The sequence below is a fragment of the Arcicella gelida genome, from assembly GCF_034931025.1.
GTDB classification, from domain to species: domain Bacteria; phylum Bacteroidota; class Bacteroidia; order Cytophagales; family Spirosomataceae; genus Arcicella; species Arcicella gelida.
Window position 1 is genome coordinate 25,878 of the sequence record NZ_JAYGIL010000023.1, and the last position, 17,905, is coordinate 43,782.

Genomic DNA, 17,905 nt, shown 5'->3' on the forward strand with positions numbered 1-17,905 from the left:
ATCATGAAAAAGAGCATAAAACTTTTGTGTGTAGCTGTAGTTTGTTCTATGACTTTTGGCGTTACTTCATGCTCAGATTTTTTGGATCGTGATCCTCAATCTCTGGTATCTGAAAAAGACGCCTTTAAAAACTTTGTAAATTTTCAGGGCTTTACGGAAGAACTCTACCATACTATTCCAGATTTTTCTAATGGTTATTGGACTAACTCTTGGAACTGGGGTGAGGATGAAATTCAATCGACAGCTCAAAATTTTCACTTTGGTGTAAAAATTGATAATGGTGATTTTTGGGGCTGGCAACGCAATTTTGACGGCTGGCAAGCAGGTTGGATGGATCGTAACACTAATATAACCAACGATGACCGCTTTGCAAAATCACTTTGGGGTTTAGGCTGGTATGGTATCCGTAAGGCAAATTTGGGTTTAGAAAATATTGATAAACTGACTGATGCTACTCAAGAAGAAAAAGACTTAATCAAAGGTCAACTCTTGTTTTTCAGAGGATGGTATCACTTTATGTTTATGCAGTATTTTGGAGGACTTCCTTATATTGATAAAGTATTACCGGGTGACCAAAAGTTGACTTTACCACGTCTTAAATACAGCGAGTGTGCTGATAAAGCCGCAGCGGATTTTAGAGAAGCTGCTAATTTATTACCAACTAACTGGGACAATACAACGGCAGGTAAAAGAACATTGGGTAAAAACACCTTGCGTATTAACAAGATTATGGCACTTGGCTATTTGGGTAAAAATTATCTTTGGGCAGGTAGTCCATTGATGAATTCTGTCTCAGGTGGAAGTACTGCTTACAATGCAGAATATTGCAAAAAAGCAGCAGATGCCTTTGCTGAATTACTCAATTTATGTGAAAGTGGCGAAGCACCTTACCGCTTGGTACCTTTTGCACAATATTATACAAACTTTTATACGACTGGGCAGAACTGGCAAATTCCGGGTGGAACAGAAGCTATTTTCCGTGGTCCTTATTATGGTGCGAATAGCTCAAACTGGGGAACAAGTAAACAATATAGCCCGCTCGTTATCAGTGAAGGCGATGTGAAATTCTTGCCAACAGCCAATTATGTTGACAATTATGGAATGGCAAACGGATTACCTATTAAAGATATTACCAAAGCTGACTCAGAATCTGGCTATAATCCAGAATATCCTTGGAAAGGCAGAGACCCACGTTTTTACAATGACATTGTTTTTGATGGTGTGAGAATGGTAGCAGGAAGTATTCCAAATGCCGCTGAAGTGAACAACCGTTATGCCAATTTACATACTGGAGGTTCTTATCGTGATATTGCTACAGGTAGCCGTACAGGATATTTATTATTCAAGTTTGTTCCAAGAACTGCAAACAAGTATGACCAAGGATATGGTTATGATAAAAGTCTTAACATTCACTTGCCATATATGCGTTTAGCAGATATTTATTTGATGTATGCTGAAGCTGCTGCACAAGGCTATGGTTCGGCGATGGGCAAATCTGGAACTTATTCTAAAACTTCAGTAGATGCCATCAACGTGATTAGAGATAGAGCAGGAGTAGGACACGTAGATGCTAAGTTCTTGGGTTCTTTGGATGTTTATATGGAAGAATTAAGACGTGAACGTGCTGTTGAACTTTCATTTGAGGGACATCGCTTCAATGACCTTCGTCGTTGGTTGATGATTTCTAAAAACCCTTATACACTTAAGAAATCAATTGAATTTGATAGAGCTGCTGCACTTGATCCTGCAAAAGACCCTAAAGAAAACAGAGTTTTGAACATCAGAGAGTCTGTTATTTTAGAACGCAAATTTACCGCAAAACATAACTGGTTGCCACTAAAGGTTAATGACGTGAATTTGTATCTGGAGTTTGCTCAGAACCCTGGTTGGTAATGGGAGGCAAATCATATAATGAGATAATCAATAGATAAACGAACAAGAAATGAAGTTTATAAAAATAATTATGGTTTTATGTGCATTGCTGGCTTTTTCAAAAGCTACGATAATGGCACAGAATACCTCGACGATTAACATGAAAGCCACCGTGGTTGGCTCTAACAAACAACCCGTTGTTGGGGCTATCGTAAGTAGCTCTGACGAAATCGGAAAAGCTGTTACCACAGATGCTTTGGGTACTTTCAGTATTGAAATCCCTAAAAATGAGGTGTTATCAATTGCTGCGAAAGGTTTTAAAACTAAATATATTACTGCGAACCAACAAATTGGTGAAATCATCATTGCACCCGAAGAAAACCAAGAACAAGTAAGTCTTGCTTTTCGCAATGTCGATAAACAAGATTTACTTGGGGGAATATCTTCTGTAAATGTGAAGGAGCTTTTGAAAAAGAATTACTTTACGTACACACTAGACGGTATGGAGTCTTTCATTCCCGGATTTAATGGAAATAGTAACTGGGGAATGGGAAGCTATATGTTTATGATAGATGGTGTACCTCGTGAAACAGGAAATGTAATGCCCACAGAGATTGATCAAATTGTGTTTCTGAAAGGAGCTAACGCTGTGGCATTGTACGGTAGCCGTGCTGCCAAAGGCGTAGTAAATGTAATTACAAAAAGAGGTGTTGCAGGTCAAAGTCGATTTGACCTTAGAGTTAACAGTGGTGTGAACGTTCCTAGAGCTTACCCTAAATATTTGGGTTCAGCAGAGTATATGACTTTGTATAATGAAGCACGTAGAAATGATGGATTGACGAACTTGTATTCTGAATCAGATATTTATAATCATGCTTCAGGAATCAACAAATACCGTTATCCAAACATAGATTTTTACTCACAAGACTATCTTAAAAGTGCTTTTGGAACTTATGACGCAACTGCCGAAATTTCAGGTGGAAATGAAAGAGTTAAGTATTATACCAACTTAGGCTTTACAACATCTGGTTCTCTTTTGAACTTCGGAGAAGCTAAAAATAATAATAACTCAGACCGTCTTAATTTTCGTGGAAATATCGATGTTAACCTGAACGAATTCATAAGCTTGAATGCTGATGCTACGGCTATCTTTTATACTGGTCGTGGCGTAAATGCTAATTTTTGGAGTAGTGCAACAACTGTTCGTCCGAATCGTTTTGCTCCATTAATTCCACTTAGCCTGATTGAAAAAGAGGATGCTGCATCACAGCTTTTAATTCAAAATAGTAATAATATCATTGATGGGCAATACTTACTTGGAGGTACTCAGTTAGACCAAACAAACCCGATTGCTACTATTTACTCTGGTGGGAACAATCAGTATGCTAATCGTCAATTCCAATTTAATACGGGGATTAAAGCCGACCTCAAAAATGTATTAAAAGGCTTGAGTTTCAAATCTAATTTTGCAGTTGACTATGCTACTGAATACACATTGGCGTATAATTATTCTTATGCTACTTATGCCCCAACTTGGAATAACTATAGCGGAACGGACTTAATTAGTAGTCTTACTGTTTATAATCAAGATGCAAAATCTGGAACTCAGAACGTGTCTGGAAATAGATACCGCCAAACGATTGCATTTTCAGGACAGTTAAATTATGAAAGAACCTACAACGAAAGCCATCATTTATCCGCTATTTTATTAGCGAATGGTTTTCAGCAATCAGAATCTGCAATTTACCACAAAACCAGCAATGCCAATTTAGGATTTTTAGCTAGCTACAATTATAAGCATAAGTATTACATGGATTTGAGTACTGCTTATATCCATTCGGCTAAGCTTCCACCAAGTAATCGTCAAGCATTTTCTCCGTCAATTTCTTTAGGTTGGAGATTGAGTCAAGAAGGTTTTCTTAAAAATTCTAACGTAGTCGATGATTTAAAACTGACAGCTTCTGCAAGTATTTTACATACAGATTTAGATATTCCAAATTACTATTTATACCAAGGTGTTTACACTGGTGCAGGTTCATGGTATGGTTGGAAAGATGGTACGGGTATTCAAGCAACTGAATCAAGAAGAGGAGACAATCCGAACATGACATTTCCTAAAAGAGAAGAAATTAATGTAGGATTTGAAGGCTCGTTTTTCAAACGATTATTGACAGTAAACGGAACATTCTTTGTGAATAAAATTTCTGGAAATATCATTCAGGCATCTGTTTTATTCCCAAGTTATTTTACAACTGGTTTTCCTGTTTCTTCTTTTATTCCTTATGTAAATTATAACGAAGACAAGCGTGTTGGTTTTGATTTCGGTGCTACATTGAATAAAAAATATGGTGAAGTAAATTGGACTTTGGGCGTGAATGGTACATACTATCAAACCACTGCTACTAAAAGAGCTGAACTATACGAAGATGATTATCAAAATCGTCAAGGAAAACCACTTGATGCTATGTGGGGCTTACAAAGTTTAGGATTATTCCAAGACCAAGCAGATATTGTAAATTCTCCATCGCAAACATTCGGACAAGTAAAACCTGGAGATATTAAATACAAAGACCAAAATGGCGATGGTATTATCAATGGTCAAGACGAAGTATTTTTAGGAAAAGGTGGTTGGTTTGGAGCTCCGCTTACTTTAGGAGTAAATCTTACTGCTCAGTGGAGAAAGCTTACTTTCTTTGCAATGGGTGTTGGTCGTTTCGGTGCTAATGGAATGCGTAATAGCTCGTACTTCTGGGTAGATGGTGAAGATAAGTATTCTGAAGTAGTGAGAGATAGATGGACGGAAGAAACAAAACAAACGGCTAAATATCCAAGATTAACTACTTTAACAAGTGATAACAACTATCGTCCATCGGATTTCTGGATTTATAAAACGAATCGTTTTGACTTAGCGAAAGTGCAAATAAGCTATGATTTGACGGATGTGTTGAAGATGAAATCTTTTGTACGTGAACTTGGAGTTTATGTTAACGGATTTAACCTGCTAACCGTTTCAGATAATCGTGAAATCATGGAATTGAATGTGGGAAGTGCACCCCAAACACGTTTGTTCAATTTAGGTGTAAAAGCCCTTTTCTAAGTTTTTTGAAAATATCATATTTTGAATATTATACTATGTTTTATATGAATAAAGGAATATTAAAAATACTGGTTTGCGCTGCTGTATTGCTGACCGGATGTGAAGACCTAATAGAACCTGCTATTGAAAATAACAGACAGTTAGATCCTAGTGCTTATTTACCAAGTGATTCAAGATTCCCATTTGGTATCTTACTGAATGGCTATAACAGAGTGCCAACAAATTCATGGTCTTTTAACGATGTGGCAACTGACGATGCTGTTAGTAATGACCAAGACAATGGCTATCTAAAAATGGCAACTGGACAATGGACAGCCAACAATAATCCAGCCAATCAATGGACAAATTGTTTTGCAGGAATTCAATACTTGAACATCATGCTTGAAGAAGTAAACAAAGTTCAATGGGTAACAGACCCAGTGGCTAATAGATTGTTTACGACTAGAATTAAAGGAGAAGCCTATGGGCTTCGTGCTTTATTGATGTACCATCTTTTGCTAACACACGCAGGTAAAGGAGTAAGCGGAACGATGCTTGGAGTACCTATTTTATTGAAACCACAGACAACTTCTGATAATTACAATCTACCAAGAGCTTCTTTTGATGATTGTATGAAACAAATTTATCAGGATTTAGACAGTGCTGATGTCAAGCTTCCTTTAGACTATCAGAATTTTTCACTAGGGCAAGAATCTCTGATACCAGCAAAGTATGGTCAAGTAACGCTTGAGCAATATAACCGTGCATTCGGGGTTACTTTCAGCGGTTTATTTACGGGTCGTATTGCTAAAGCAGTGAGAGCACAAGCTGCATTACTGGCTGCCAGCCCAGCTTATAATAATGGAAATACAACTAAATGGACAGATGCCGCCAATTATGCTGCCAATGTATTGAATTTGAATGGAGGGCTGAACGCTGTAACAAGTAATGCAGCGAGTGGTCTTACTTGGTATGCCAATACAGCCGAGATTGCAAATATTAAGGACGGGGCTAATCCTCCAGAAATATTGTGGCGTAATAACTGGGGAGAAAATAGAGATTTAGAACAAGCTAATTTTCCACCAACATTATTTGGTAACGGTCGTATTAATCCTACTCAGAATTTGGTAGATGCGTTCCCAATGCTGAACGGGTATCCGATTAATAACTCAAACAGTGGCTACAATCCAGCAGACCCATATACTAATCGTGACCCACGCTTGAAAATGTTTGTACTTGTGAATGGTGCAACTGCTGGTGTAAATAATACTGCTATTAATACCACTGCTAATGGTACAACCAATGATGCACTTAATAAAGTGGCAACATCTACAAGAACGGGTTATTATTTGCGAAAACTGTTACGTCAAGATGTAAACCTAAATCCTACATCTGCCACCAATCAGCGTCATTACAAACCGCATATTCGTTATACAGAAATTGCTTTGGCTTATGCAGAAGCTGCTAATGAGGCTTGGGGACCAACGGGTACGGGTACAAATGCTTATTCGGCTTACGATATTATAAGAGCCATCCGTAGAAGAGCAGGCATCGGTACAAGCAATAACGATGCTTATCTGGAAAGTGCAAAAGGTAATAAAGACATGATGCGTACATTGATTCGCAACGAACGTCGTTTAGAGCTTTGTTTTGAAGGATTTAGATTCTGGGATTTACGTCGCTGGAACGCTGAATTGACTGAACCAGCCAAAGGAGTAAGCATCCAAAATGGAGTTTATACTTTACTGCCTGCTGTACAAGACAGAGTATTCCAGAGCTATATGAAATACGGGCCAATTCCTTATTCGGAAATCTTGAAGTTCCCTGCACTTGAACAAAATGAAGGGTGGAATTAATAATCAGCTATAATTTTATTATTGACAAAATTTAATATTTATGAAGAAATTAGTTTTAATGTCGCTATTGATTCTGATTGGACTAGCCTCCTGCAATACGGAAAATGAGTTCCCAGATTTCAAATACCAAACTGTATATTTCGCTTATCAGTATCCTGTACGAACAATTACTTTGGGCGAAGATACTTATGTGAATACTGATTTGGACAATGCGTATAAATGTCAGATTTATGCCACAACTGGGGGAGTTTACGAAAGCAGAAAAGATGTATCTATCAAAGTTGCGGTGGATAACTCACTGCTAAAAAATGGTTTACTATTCGGAGCAGGGAAAGACGAAGTACTCCCGATGCCCACTAATTACTATACTTTAGGTTCTGATAAGATTATCATTCCTAAAGGAACGCTTGCAGGTGGAGTGGACGTACAATTGACTGATGCGTTTTTTGCAGATCCAAAATCAATCAAGAATACTTATGTTATTCCTTTAACGATGACGAGTGTAACAGATGCAGATTCAATCCTTTATGGCAAACACTTTGTTTTGTATGCTGTCAAATATGTGAATCCTTGGCATGGAAATTACCTCAGACGTGGAAAGGATGTTGTAACGGGTACTGTCAATCAAACGGTGGTTCGTCATGCAAAATATGTTGAAAGTGATGAAGTAAATAAACTTACTACGAAGTCATTAAGCGAGCTAGAATTCCCTGTAGTATTCAAAGACAAAGACAACAAAAACGTATCTGTTACACTTTCACTAAAGTTTGAAGGCGATGGAAAATGTACTATTGCTTCAGCAACAAGTGGCTATACGGCAACTGGGAGTGGTGCTTTTGTGAAAAAGGGAGAGAAAAATAGCTGGGGAAACAAAGACAGAGATGCACTGTATTTGAAGTATGAAGTAAACCTTGCAGGAATGAAAATTTCTACTTCCGATACCCTCGTGATGCGTGATCGTACCGTAACAATGGAAACATTTACGCCAGTGGCAAAGTAATGATTAGTTTAACTAGAACAGTTATCTCATGAATAAATTATATAAAATTGCACTTGGTCTGACCACCGTTTTGGCGACTTCGTGTACTGCATACGAACCGCTGGAGTTCGATGTGCTAAAGCCTGAAAGCATTGCACTTCAGGAAGATATTGATGCCTATCCTGCATTAAAATCTTACATCAATCGCAGTGCTCATCCTAATTTTAAATTTGGAGTTGCTCTGTCACTTAATGATTATGTCAATAAGGGCGTAATGTACCGACTTGCCAATAAAAACTTCGATGAAATAGCATTAGGTTATGAAATGAAGCATGGTGCAGTAGTACAAGCCGATGGTAGCCTAGCACTAGATAACGTTGGCAAATTATTAGCAGCAGCAAAAGAAAATAATATGTCAGTATATGGACATACTTTATGCTGGCATGCTAATCAGAATGCCACTTATTTGAAAAAAATAATTGCACCTGATATATTGTCATCAACTGGTCCTGGTTGGGATTTAATCACAGCTGCTGATTTTGAAAGTGATGCTACCACTAATTTTCAAAGTAATGCTAATGCTGTAATATCTTACACTGCGGCTGGCGGGGGTGCTAACGGAGTTGGGAGAGCTTTGAAAATAACAAATTCAAGTGTTCGTGCCAATGATTGGGAAGCTCAATTCTTCTTAAAATTTGCTCCTGCGGCTGTTTTAGGAGAAAAATACACACTTAAAATGGATGTAAGGGCAGATGTTCCCGCATCTTATCCAACTCAGGCACATGTAACACCAGGTGCTTACAAACACTGGGACTTTTTTGGAGCTATTTCGGCGACTTCAACTTGGACTACTTATACCAAAGAGATTACAGTTACAGCCGATATGGCTACTTGTGGTGCAATTGCGTTTAATCTTGGAAAAACTGCCACTAATTTCTATTTTGATAATATCACTTTAACAAAGTACAATGCCACAGGAAGTGTGCAAACAAAAGAAAAAACTGCAGAGCAAAAGAACACACTCATTACCAGTGCTTTGGATAAATGGATGTCTGGAATGTTGGAGGTAAGTAAACCTTATGTAAAAGCATGGGATGTTGTAAATGAACCAATGGACGATGGCAAACCTTACGAATTAAAAACAGGAGTAGGTAGAACAACAGCTGGTGATGAATTTTACTGGCAAGACTATATGGGTAAAGATTATGGCGTAACTGCTTTTAAATTAGCTCGAAAATATGGTAATGCTGGAGACATACTTTTCATCAATGATTATAACCTGGAATATAGTCTGGATAAATGTCGTGGACTTATTGCTTATGCAAACTATATCGAAAGTAAAGGAGCGAAGGTTGATGGTATCGGAACACAAATGCACATTGACATCAAGTCGGATAAAGCTAAGATTGCAGAGATGTTTAAGTTATTAGCTGCTACTGGCAAATTGATTAAAATTTCGGAATTGGATATTGGTTTAGGTGGTGCAAAAACAGCAAATGCTACTCAGGAACAGTATAAAGAACAAGCTGAGATGTATAAATACGTTATTGATAAATATTTTGAGCTAATTCCTGCTGCCCAAAGATATGGTATCACTTTATGGAGTCCGTTAGACAGTCCAGCTAATTCAAGTTGGAGAGCTGATGATCCAATTGGACTCTGGACGCAACAATATGTAAGAAAAATGGCATATTCTTATGTAGCAGAATCTATTAAAGCAAATATGAAATAGCAGTTTAGGTGAAAATCACTTTGATGAATTTGCAATCCCCCACATCTAACGATGATGGGGGATTTGCTTCAATAAAAGGGTTGAGGTAGATTTAAGAATAAAAGTTACTTTAGTGAAAATATTGATAGATAAAGATATTTTTAGCTTTTAGAAATAAATTGAAAGTATTATAAATTTACGCTAAAGCATATAGTGTGTTTAGGGGATGACGATGATTTTGTACGTCAAACCAATAGTTATTAGGTTAAAGTCTAGGAAAATGAAAAAGCTTTACTTTTTAGTCATTACTTTTTTAGTTGCTCATAGTATTATTGGGCAACAAAAGGAATATAAATTCATTAATTTCAGTAGCAAAAACGGGCTGACTTCCAATTCTATCAATGCCATCATTAAAGACAAAAATGGCTTTATGTGGTTTGGTACAGAAGATGGACTCAATAGATTTGATGGACAGAATTTTGTAGCATATCATCATAAAGATAATGACAGCACCAGTATTGGAAGAGGCCCAGTAACTGCAATAACACAAGATAAAGTAGGGAATATCTGGTTGGCAACCAATTTTACATTATCTGCTTATAATCTGAATCTGGATTCATTCATTAATTATGACTTTACTAAGTTTGGCTGGATTATTAGTTTATGTGCCGACCATTCTGGAAAAATTTGGGTAGGTACTTACTCAGGCTTATTTGTTTTTGACCCTGCAACCCAAAATGTCAAAGATTTTAAAGCAAATTCTGCCAAAAAATCCAGTTTAAACTCGAATACAGTACTCAGTATTTTCGAAGATAGCCATAATAATATTTGGGTTGGAACCGACAACGGATTACATCTTTACAATCGTCAAAAAGGTCAATTTACAAGATTTGAGAAAGATCCAAATCGACCTGACGCTATTCCATATAATCAAATTAATAGCATTGTTGAGGACAAAAAAGGTAAACTTTGGATTGGTACCAACAGAGGCGGACTCTATGTAATGGATGTAGCAAAAGCTAGTTTTGTCAATTATAAATCTGATGTAAATAATATAAATGCCTTATCGCATAATCACATTTACAAAATAGTGTTCGATAAAGCAGGTCAACTCTGGGTTGGTTCAGAAGGAAGTCTTGATATTTTTAACCCACAAACAGGAAAAGCAACTAGAGTAAAGGCTTCGTTGTTAGAACAAAACGGTTTTGTGCCAAGTACAAGTGGACGTTCGGTTAGAGATATTTACATTGATGATGCAGGTATTTATTGGTTTGCTGTACATCAAGGAGGAGTAAATAAATATGACACAAATCTGACTTTTTTTAACCATAAAAAATATAATTCATACGATCCTAATGGATTGACAGGCAGTTCAGTAATGGCATTTGGTGAAAGTCCTTCGGGTGATGTATTCATAGGAACGGAAGGAACAGGACTAAATTTATTTAATCATAAAACGGGTCAAATAAAACCTTATCGATTAAAAGAACAAAAAGCAAATGCTTCATCAATAATTGCTTTAGAATCTTCCAGAGGAACTCTCTGGGTTGGTACTTATCAGGCTGGTTTATATAGCATTAACATGGCAACTGGGGCTTCGAGGTATTTTCACATACCTAAAAGTAAGACAGACGCTTCTGATTCTCCCGTAAATTGTTTTAAAACAGATTCTAATGGAAAAGTTTGGATGGGAACCAATGGAAGTGGTGTTCATCGATACGACCCTGTTAGTAATGCGATAGAGTCAGCAGAAAAGATTTTTCCATTGATTTCAGGACAAAAGTTTCCACTGAACGGTTTCATTACAAGTATCGAACAAGATAAATCGGGCAATTTATGGATTGCTTCAAACGGTACTGGTGTAGCTGTATATTATCCAGCTAAAAAACGTTTTCAGGTATTTAATCATAGTAATAGTGGGCTTCCGATAGATAAAATACAGAGTATTTTTTGCGACCACGCTGGTAGAATATGGATTGGTTCTTTGGGCGGTGGACTGTGTTTGTACAAAACCAGTACAAATTCCTTTGAACGCTTTGATGAAAATTATTCATTATCAAACAATGTAATTTATAAAATTTTGGAGGATGAAAACGGGAAAATATGGATTAGCACCAATAAAGGAATTAGTTCTTTTGACCCTCACAAAAAAGTATTTAGAAATTTTACCTATTACAATGGCGTTCAGCAAAGTACTTTTAATGTTGGTTCAGGTCTGAGAACCTCTGACGGAACCTTGTTTTTTGGGGGATTAGATGGTTTTAACTATTTCAAATCAGCCAATATTTTTCAGAAAAAGAATGTGCCACCGTTGGTAATTACGAGTCTAAAAATCAACAATAAGCAGGTAAATGCTTCTGAAAATGCTGAAATAACAGAGCATATTTCGATAGCTAAAGAAATGATTCTGAGCTATAAACAGAATTTTTCGCTAGATTTCATGGCTTTGAATTATACTGTTCCCCATGAAAATAGATATTCTTATAAATTAGAAGGATTTGATAAAGAATGGAATCATGCAGGAACGGCAAACACTGCCGTTTATACCAATTTAGATCCAGGAGAATATACATTTAGATTGAAAGCTTACAGCGAAGACGGTTCGTGGCAAACACCTGAAAAGGTGATTAATATTATTGTAAAACCCCCATTTTGGCGTACTTATTATGCTTATTTCTTTTACTTTTTATTGATTGTTGGCGCTGTTTGGGCTATCAGAAGAAGTTCTATTCAAAAATTGAAAAATGAATTTTCCAGAACGCAAGAACGGCTGGAAATGAAACATTTAATTGAAAAAGAGCGACACGATGCCGAGCAAAAAATGGAATTGGAGAAAATCAAGATTAAATTCTTGACGAACCTGAGTCATGAATTAAAAACGCCATTGACGCTGGTATTGAATCCGATTGAAAACCTGATGTTTCAAGAAAATAGTACAGAAAAGCTTGAAATGCTTAATTTAATAAGTAGAAATGCCAAAAGACTTTTGAATCTAGTAAACCAATTACTTGATTTTAGAAGAATTGAAGCCAATGAATTAAACCTGCATAAAACTGAAGGTGATTTGGTCTCGTTTTCTCAAGAAATAGTAGATTCTTTCAAATATATAGCCGTAAGGAAACGGATAAACCTCCATTTTGTAAGTGCTTATAGTTATTATCAAACAACTTTTGATAAAGATAAATTAGAGCGAATTCTGATTAATTTACTTTCTAATGCCATAAAATTTACCAACGATGGCGGAAATGTAAGCTTTCAGATTGCTGCGGATGGCGATACAGGCGTCAGGTTAATTCTTCGTGATACGGGTATTGGGCTACCGACAGAAATGACGGACAAGATTTTTGAAAGATTTTTTCAAGTAAATAACAATGCAGACATATTAAATCAAGGAAGCGGAATCGGTTTATCGATTGCTCAAGAATTTGTAAAACTGCATGGAGGAACGATAAAAGTAGAAAGTGAAGAAGGAGTAGGAAGTGCTTTTATTATTTCATTGCCATTGCTTCCAATCACTTTCCAACAAACGACACCTCAAATAATTATCAAAGAAGAATCGAATCCTATTGAAAGTTTTGCTAAAAATGAGCCTCCTAAAATGGAGATGCCAGTGGTGTTGATTGTAGATGATGATGATGATTTACGAGCTTATTTAGTTGAAAGTTTGAAGACAAAATATAAAATTATAGAAGCTTCAGATGGCAGACAAGGCTGGCAAAAAGCATTGGCATGTCATCCTCAAGTAATCATCAGCGACGTGAATATGCCTGGCATTGATGGGATAGAAATGGTGCGTAAAATCAAAAACGATAACCGAACTAAACATATTCCAGTGATTATGCTGACTGTTTTATCTGAAGAAACAGACCAGTTAAAAGGCTTAGAATCAGGTGCTAGTGATTATTTGACTAAGCCATTCAGTTTTCATTTATTAAGTATCAAAATAGAAAACTTGCTTAGTTTGAACAGCTTGTTGAAAAACACATATAGTAAGCACATTCAGGTTGAAACACCTGAAACGGAAGTAGTTTCAGAAGACGAAAAGTTCTTACTGAAGTTTTCTCGTTATGTTGAAGAGCATATTGAAAATCCTAATCTTTCGATTGAGGAATTAAGCAAAGCGATGTTTGTGAGTAGAGGAACACTTTATGTAAAAGTATTAAGCTTTACTGGTGAAACGCCAGTTGAATATGTAAGGTCGCTGAAATTAAAAAAGGCACTTTCTCTTTTACAAAAGAACGATATGAAAATTTCGCAAATAGCTTACTCTGTAGGTTTTTCCAATCCAAATTACTTTGCCAGAGCCTTTAAAGCAAAGTACAATGTATCTCCATCTGAATACGTGGCACTCAATAAAAATACAGTTGTCTGAGCTTAGTGCAGGATACAAATGGTTTAGGTATAAGATTTTCCTTAATACCTAAACTAGGCCTTAAAGTAAGGTCTAGGGTTTTATTTAACATAACTATAATTATAAAACAAAAGTCAATAAGGTGTTGTCTGGTATTATAAGGTAATAGTCTTTTTTCTTCTAATACTTTAATCTAAAATAGCTACTTTTGAAAATCATCATTTTAATCCAATTATATCATAAAAAAATGAAAAATAATTTTCAGGTTGCTCTTTCAAAATCAAAGATTAAAGTTGGTTTAACGTTTACTTTACTGGCATTAGTATTATGTTCTTTTATCGTTTCTGATCCTCAAAAGAAAAAATACTTTATCCAAAAACTTCCATTTGTATCATTGGATAGCCTTCCTAAAGTAAAACTTCCTGAAGGTGTTGACCCCAATGATGAAAACTGGAAAGGGATAGATTTAGCTCCGAAACAACCCGTTCAACCACTTTCACCAGCCGAGGAAGCCAAACATTTTCTTTTACCTCCAGGTTATCATATCCAACCAATTCTTACAGAACCTGCTATTCAACAACCGGGAGCAATTGCTTTTGATGGAAACGGTAGAATGTATGTGTTGGAGCTTCGTTCGTATATGTTGGATGCCGATTCAAAGAATGAATTAGAGCCAACCAGTAGAATTTCACGCTGGGAAGATAAAAATAATGATGGCGTATATGAAACAGGAACAACTTTTATCGACCATTTGATTTTCCCTCGTTTTGTGTTGCCTTATGGTAAAGATTGTATTCTTACGATGGAATCCGACGCTGATAACGTTTATAAATATACCGACACCAATGGCGACGGGAAAGCGGATAAAAAAGAACTTTTTACTACAAAATACGGTCGTTCGGGCAATGTTGAACATCAACAAGCTTTTATGTATTATGGCATGGATAACTGGTTATACAGTACTGTAAATGCTTTTAGAGTAAGAGAAACGCCCAACGGAGTGATTCGTGAAAAAACAGGTTTCAACAGGGCTCAATGGGGAGTTACGCAAGATGAGGATGGTAAACTTTGGTTTCAAGGCGGAGCAAGTGGCGTGCCTTCATACTTCCAATTTCCGATTCAATATGGCAATTTTGATGTTCCAAACGAATTTGCGAAAGGTTTTGAAATACCTTATGGAGCGGCTATTAAACTAGCTGATGTGCAAGGTGGTATGGACGAAGTTCGTCAGCCAGACGGTTCTTTGAATAGAGTAACGGGTTCGGCAGGAAATGACGTTTTCCGAGGCGACCGTCTTCCAGAAAATATCAAAGGACAATACTTCTATGGTGAACCTGTGGCTAGAATTGTCAGACAAATTAATCCTGTAGTTACTGAGGGACTCACTACATTGCACAATGTGTATCAAGATCAAAAATCTGAATTTTTGCGTTCAACCGACCCATTATTTAGACCTGTGGATATGGCAACTGCTCCAGATGGTACAATGTACATTGTGGATATGTATCATGGCATTATTCAAGAAGGACAATGGACACAAAAAGGAACATATCTGCGGACTAAAATTGAACAATATCAATTAGACAAAGTAGTGGGTTTGGGCAGAATTTGGCGAATTACTTATGACGGAAAAGAACGTGATAAAAATCAGCCTAAAATGTTGAATGAAAGTACAACAGCTTTAGTAAAACATCTGGAACATCCAAACGGCTGGCGGAGAGACGCTGCCCAACAATTAATTGTTTTAAGAAAAGATTTAACTGCCGTTCCTGCTTTAAATGCCATGGTATTGAACAGCAAAAATACGCAAGCCAGAATACAAGCCTTGTGGTCATTAGAAGGTTTGGGAGCTTTAAAAACAAGCCTTGTTCAAAAATTATTGAAAGACTCCTCCCCTCGCCTACGCATTCAGGCTTTGCGTGCCAGCGAAACTTTATATAAAGCTGGTGACAAAAGTTTAGAAGCAAATTACACGGCAAGTTTAAATGACCCCAATACGGATGTTGTCATTCAAGCGATGATGACCGCAAAATTTTTGGAATTGCCTGATTTGAATAATAAAATCAAAACGGCAATGGGAAAAAACAACGCTGCTGGCGTAAAATTAGTGGGCGAGCAAATTATTGCTCCTGCAAAATCAAGAAACAATGGTCCAGAACTAAGTAAAGAGGAAAAAGAGGTAATAGCCAGAGGTTCTGTAATTTATAATGAATTGTGTTCGCAATGTCATGGAAATAACGGAATGGGAACTCCTGCGGGTGGCGGAAAGTTGATGGCTCCAGCTTTGGCTGGTTCACTTCGCATTCAGTCGCATCCAGAATATGCAGTAAGAGCCATCTTGCATGGTATGGAAGGGGCAATTGATGGCAAAACCTACACCGCAGGCGTAATGGCAAGTATGAAAGACCAATCTGACGAATGGGTTGCGGATGTTGTTTCGTATATCCGAAACGGTTTGTCGAACGATGCTTCATTGATTACGCCTCAGCAAGTCGCTAAAGTTCGTGCCAAAACGGTTGAACAAAAAACAATGTATCAGCACGATAAACTTTTAAAATTAGTACCAAAAGAAATCCAGCCACAAGATGGCTTGAAAGTAAGTGCCAGTCATACAGCTTCTACTCGTATCGGTGGAAATGTTTCTCCTTTGAGTGCCTTTACTTATGAAGGTTGGTCAACAGGTATCAAGCAGGAAAAAGGAATGTGGTATCAAATTGAATTACCAACTGTCCTTGATTTAACAGAAATTAATTTCAATGCTCCTCAAAACTTTCCAAAAGACTTCAAGTTTAAGCCCAATACTCCAATTCCATTTATACAAACATATCCGAGAGAATATTTGGTTGAAACGTCTTTGGATGGGACAAATTGGGAAGAGAATATGAAAGCTCAAAAAGGAACTCAAGGTGATAATACCATTACTTTTAATGCTACAAAAGCCAAGTTTGTCAGAATAAAATTAGAAGGGAATGGTCTAAAAGACGGTGAAGACATTCCGTGGTCGATGAGGCAATTGAAAATTTATGGGCAGAAATAATGTGATAGCTTTCAGCTTTCGGTCATCAGCGGTCAGTGTTTGCTGACAGTTGATGACTGAAAGGTCCAGCCTAACGCTTCGCTTAACCAATGTCTATACGGAGATTATTTACATTCACAAGATTCATAAAAGTTTTCAATTATGCTTGACGTTTCCTTTAATAAATCTACTTTTTTTATGTGTATTGAAATCAGACCTTTTTTATAAAACTTCTCAGAAAAAGTAAATTCAAAAAACGATATGGAGTTGTTACTTAAGTCATGATAAATAATATTATTTTGATTTCCTAAACTGTCAAAAATCTTGGTATTACCATTCTTTAGATTTATCAACAGATAGGTATTTAAAAGCGTATTCGCTTGAGTTGCTCCTGATTTTCTAGATTTGATAATTAAAAAGTCATTTTCTGAATCATTTACCCTGTATATGTTCATATTTTCATCTGTAAGAATAAAATCGAAGAATTTATCTATTTCTTTTCCTTTGTAAACTCTTTTGTAGTCTTTTACCTTGATTCTCTTTTTCAATTCATCAAACTCGACATAATTAACTTTAGCCCTTTTTAATTTCAAAAAGACAATATTATACTGGTCGGTAAACCTTTTTATACAACAATTAAAATCTTGAGTTATTTTTAATGAAACTTCTCTCTTATGAGGACGTAAATTGACAATAGGAATGTTTGAAAATATTTTATTGTGATTTGTAAACAGTAAAATTACTGTAGCCAAAATAGTGTATATCTTTTTCATTTTACTTATATTATTGCATCTACTCTCGCTTGGCGTAGTGTTTTTCACTAGGTCATTGTGTACTGCAATGTTACATTGCAAAAATGCAAGGCATTTTATAATTATTCTCAAGTTGTGTACTTCAATACCACTAATCGTTACTTACTGTATGTAGCCTTCTAAGAAAGCTTGACACTCTGACGTAGTCTAAGACTACGCCAAGCGAGGGAGGGGTATGCTATGGTTGATATCCAAGTCCCCAATACATATAGACAAAAAATGCTATGATATT

8 protein-coding genes are annotated in these 17,905 nt (G+C 36.6%); 7 read left to right on the top strand and 1 reads right to left on the bottom strand.

Annotated features, from left to right (window positions below; translation table 11 throughout):
* Window positions 1-3: 3 nt before the first annotated feature.
* The 7 genes from VB776_RS17015 to VB776_RS17045 all read left to right on the top strand — a co-directional run bounded on the left by VB776_RS17015 (window position 4) and on the right by VB776_RS17045 (window position 16,882).
* The gene (locus VB776_RS17015) at window positions 4-1,893 is read left to right on the top strand and encodes a RagB/SusD family nutrient uptake outer membrane protein (RefSeq protein WP_323698073.1); all 1,890 of its coding nucleotides are present in this window, start codon (window positions 4-6) and stop codon (window positions 1,891-1,893) included.
* A 112-nt stretch (window positions 1,894-2,005) separates the two neighbouring features.
* Window positions 2,006-4,969, top strand: coding sequence for a SusC/RagA family TonB-linked outer membrane protein (locus VB776_RS17020; RefSeq protein WP_323698074.1), 2,964 nt, complete (start codon window positions 2,006-2,008; stop codon window positions 4,967-4,969).
* 44 nt (window positions 4,970-5,013) lie between these two features.
* Window positions 5,014-6,804 carry a RagB/SusD family nutrient uptake outer membrane protein gene (locus tag VB776_RS17025; protein ID WP_323698075.1) on the top strand — a complete coding sequence of 597 codons (1,791 nt, stop codon included), beginning with the start codon at window positions 5,014-5,016 and terminating at the stop codon, window positions 6,802-6,804.
* A gap of 40 nt (window positions 6,805-6,844) precedes the next feature.
* A complete protein-coding gene (locus VB776_RS17030) occupies window positions 6,845-7,804 on the top strand; it encodes a DUF5627 domain-containing protein (protein ID WP_323698076.1) in 960 nt (319 codons plus the stop codon).
* A 28-nt stretch (window positions 7,805-7,832) separates the two neighbouring features.
* On the top strand, window positions 7,833-9,515 hold the full coding sequence (locus VB776_RS17035; RefSeq protein WP_323698077.1) for an endo-1,4-beta-xylanase: 1,683 nt from the start codon (window positions 7,833-7,835) through the stop codon (window positions 9,513-9,515).
* Window positions 9,516-9,774: 259 nt separating this feature from the next.
* Window positions 9,775-13,866, top strand: coding sequence for a hybrid sensor histidine kinase/response regulator transcription factor (locus VB776_RS17040; RefSeq protein ID WP_323698078.1), 4,092 nt, complete (start codon window positions 9,775-9,777; stop codon window positions 13,864-13,866).
* Between the two features lie 226 nt (window positions 13,867-14,092).
* Window positions 14,093-16,882 carry a DUF7133 domain-containing protein gene (locus VB776_RS17045; protein WP_323698079.1) on the top strand — a complete coding sequence of 930 codons (2,790 nt, stop codon included), beginning with the start codon at window positions 14,093-14,095 and terminating at the stop codon, window positions 16,880-16,882.
* 104 nt (window positions 16,883-16,986) lie between these two features.
* Here VB776_RS17045 and VB776_RS17050 read toward each other — a convergent pair whose 3' ends face one another.
* Complete coding sequence (locus VB776_RS17050; RefSeq protein WP_323698080.1) at window positions 16,987-17,634, bottom strand: hypothetical protein; 648 nt, start codon at window positions 17,632-17,634, stop codon at window positions 16,987-16,989.
* Window positions 17,635-17,905: the final 271 nt, after the last annotated feature.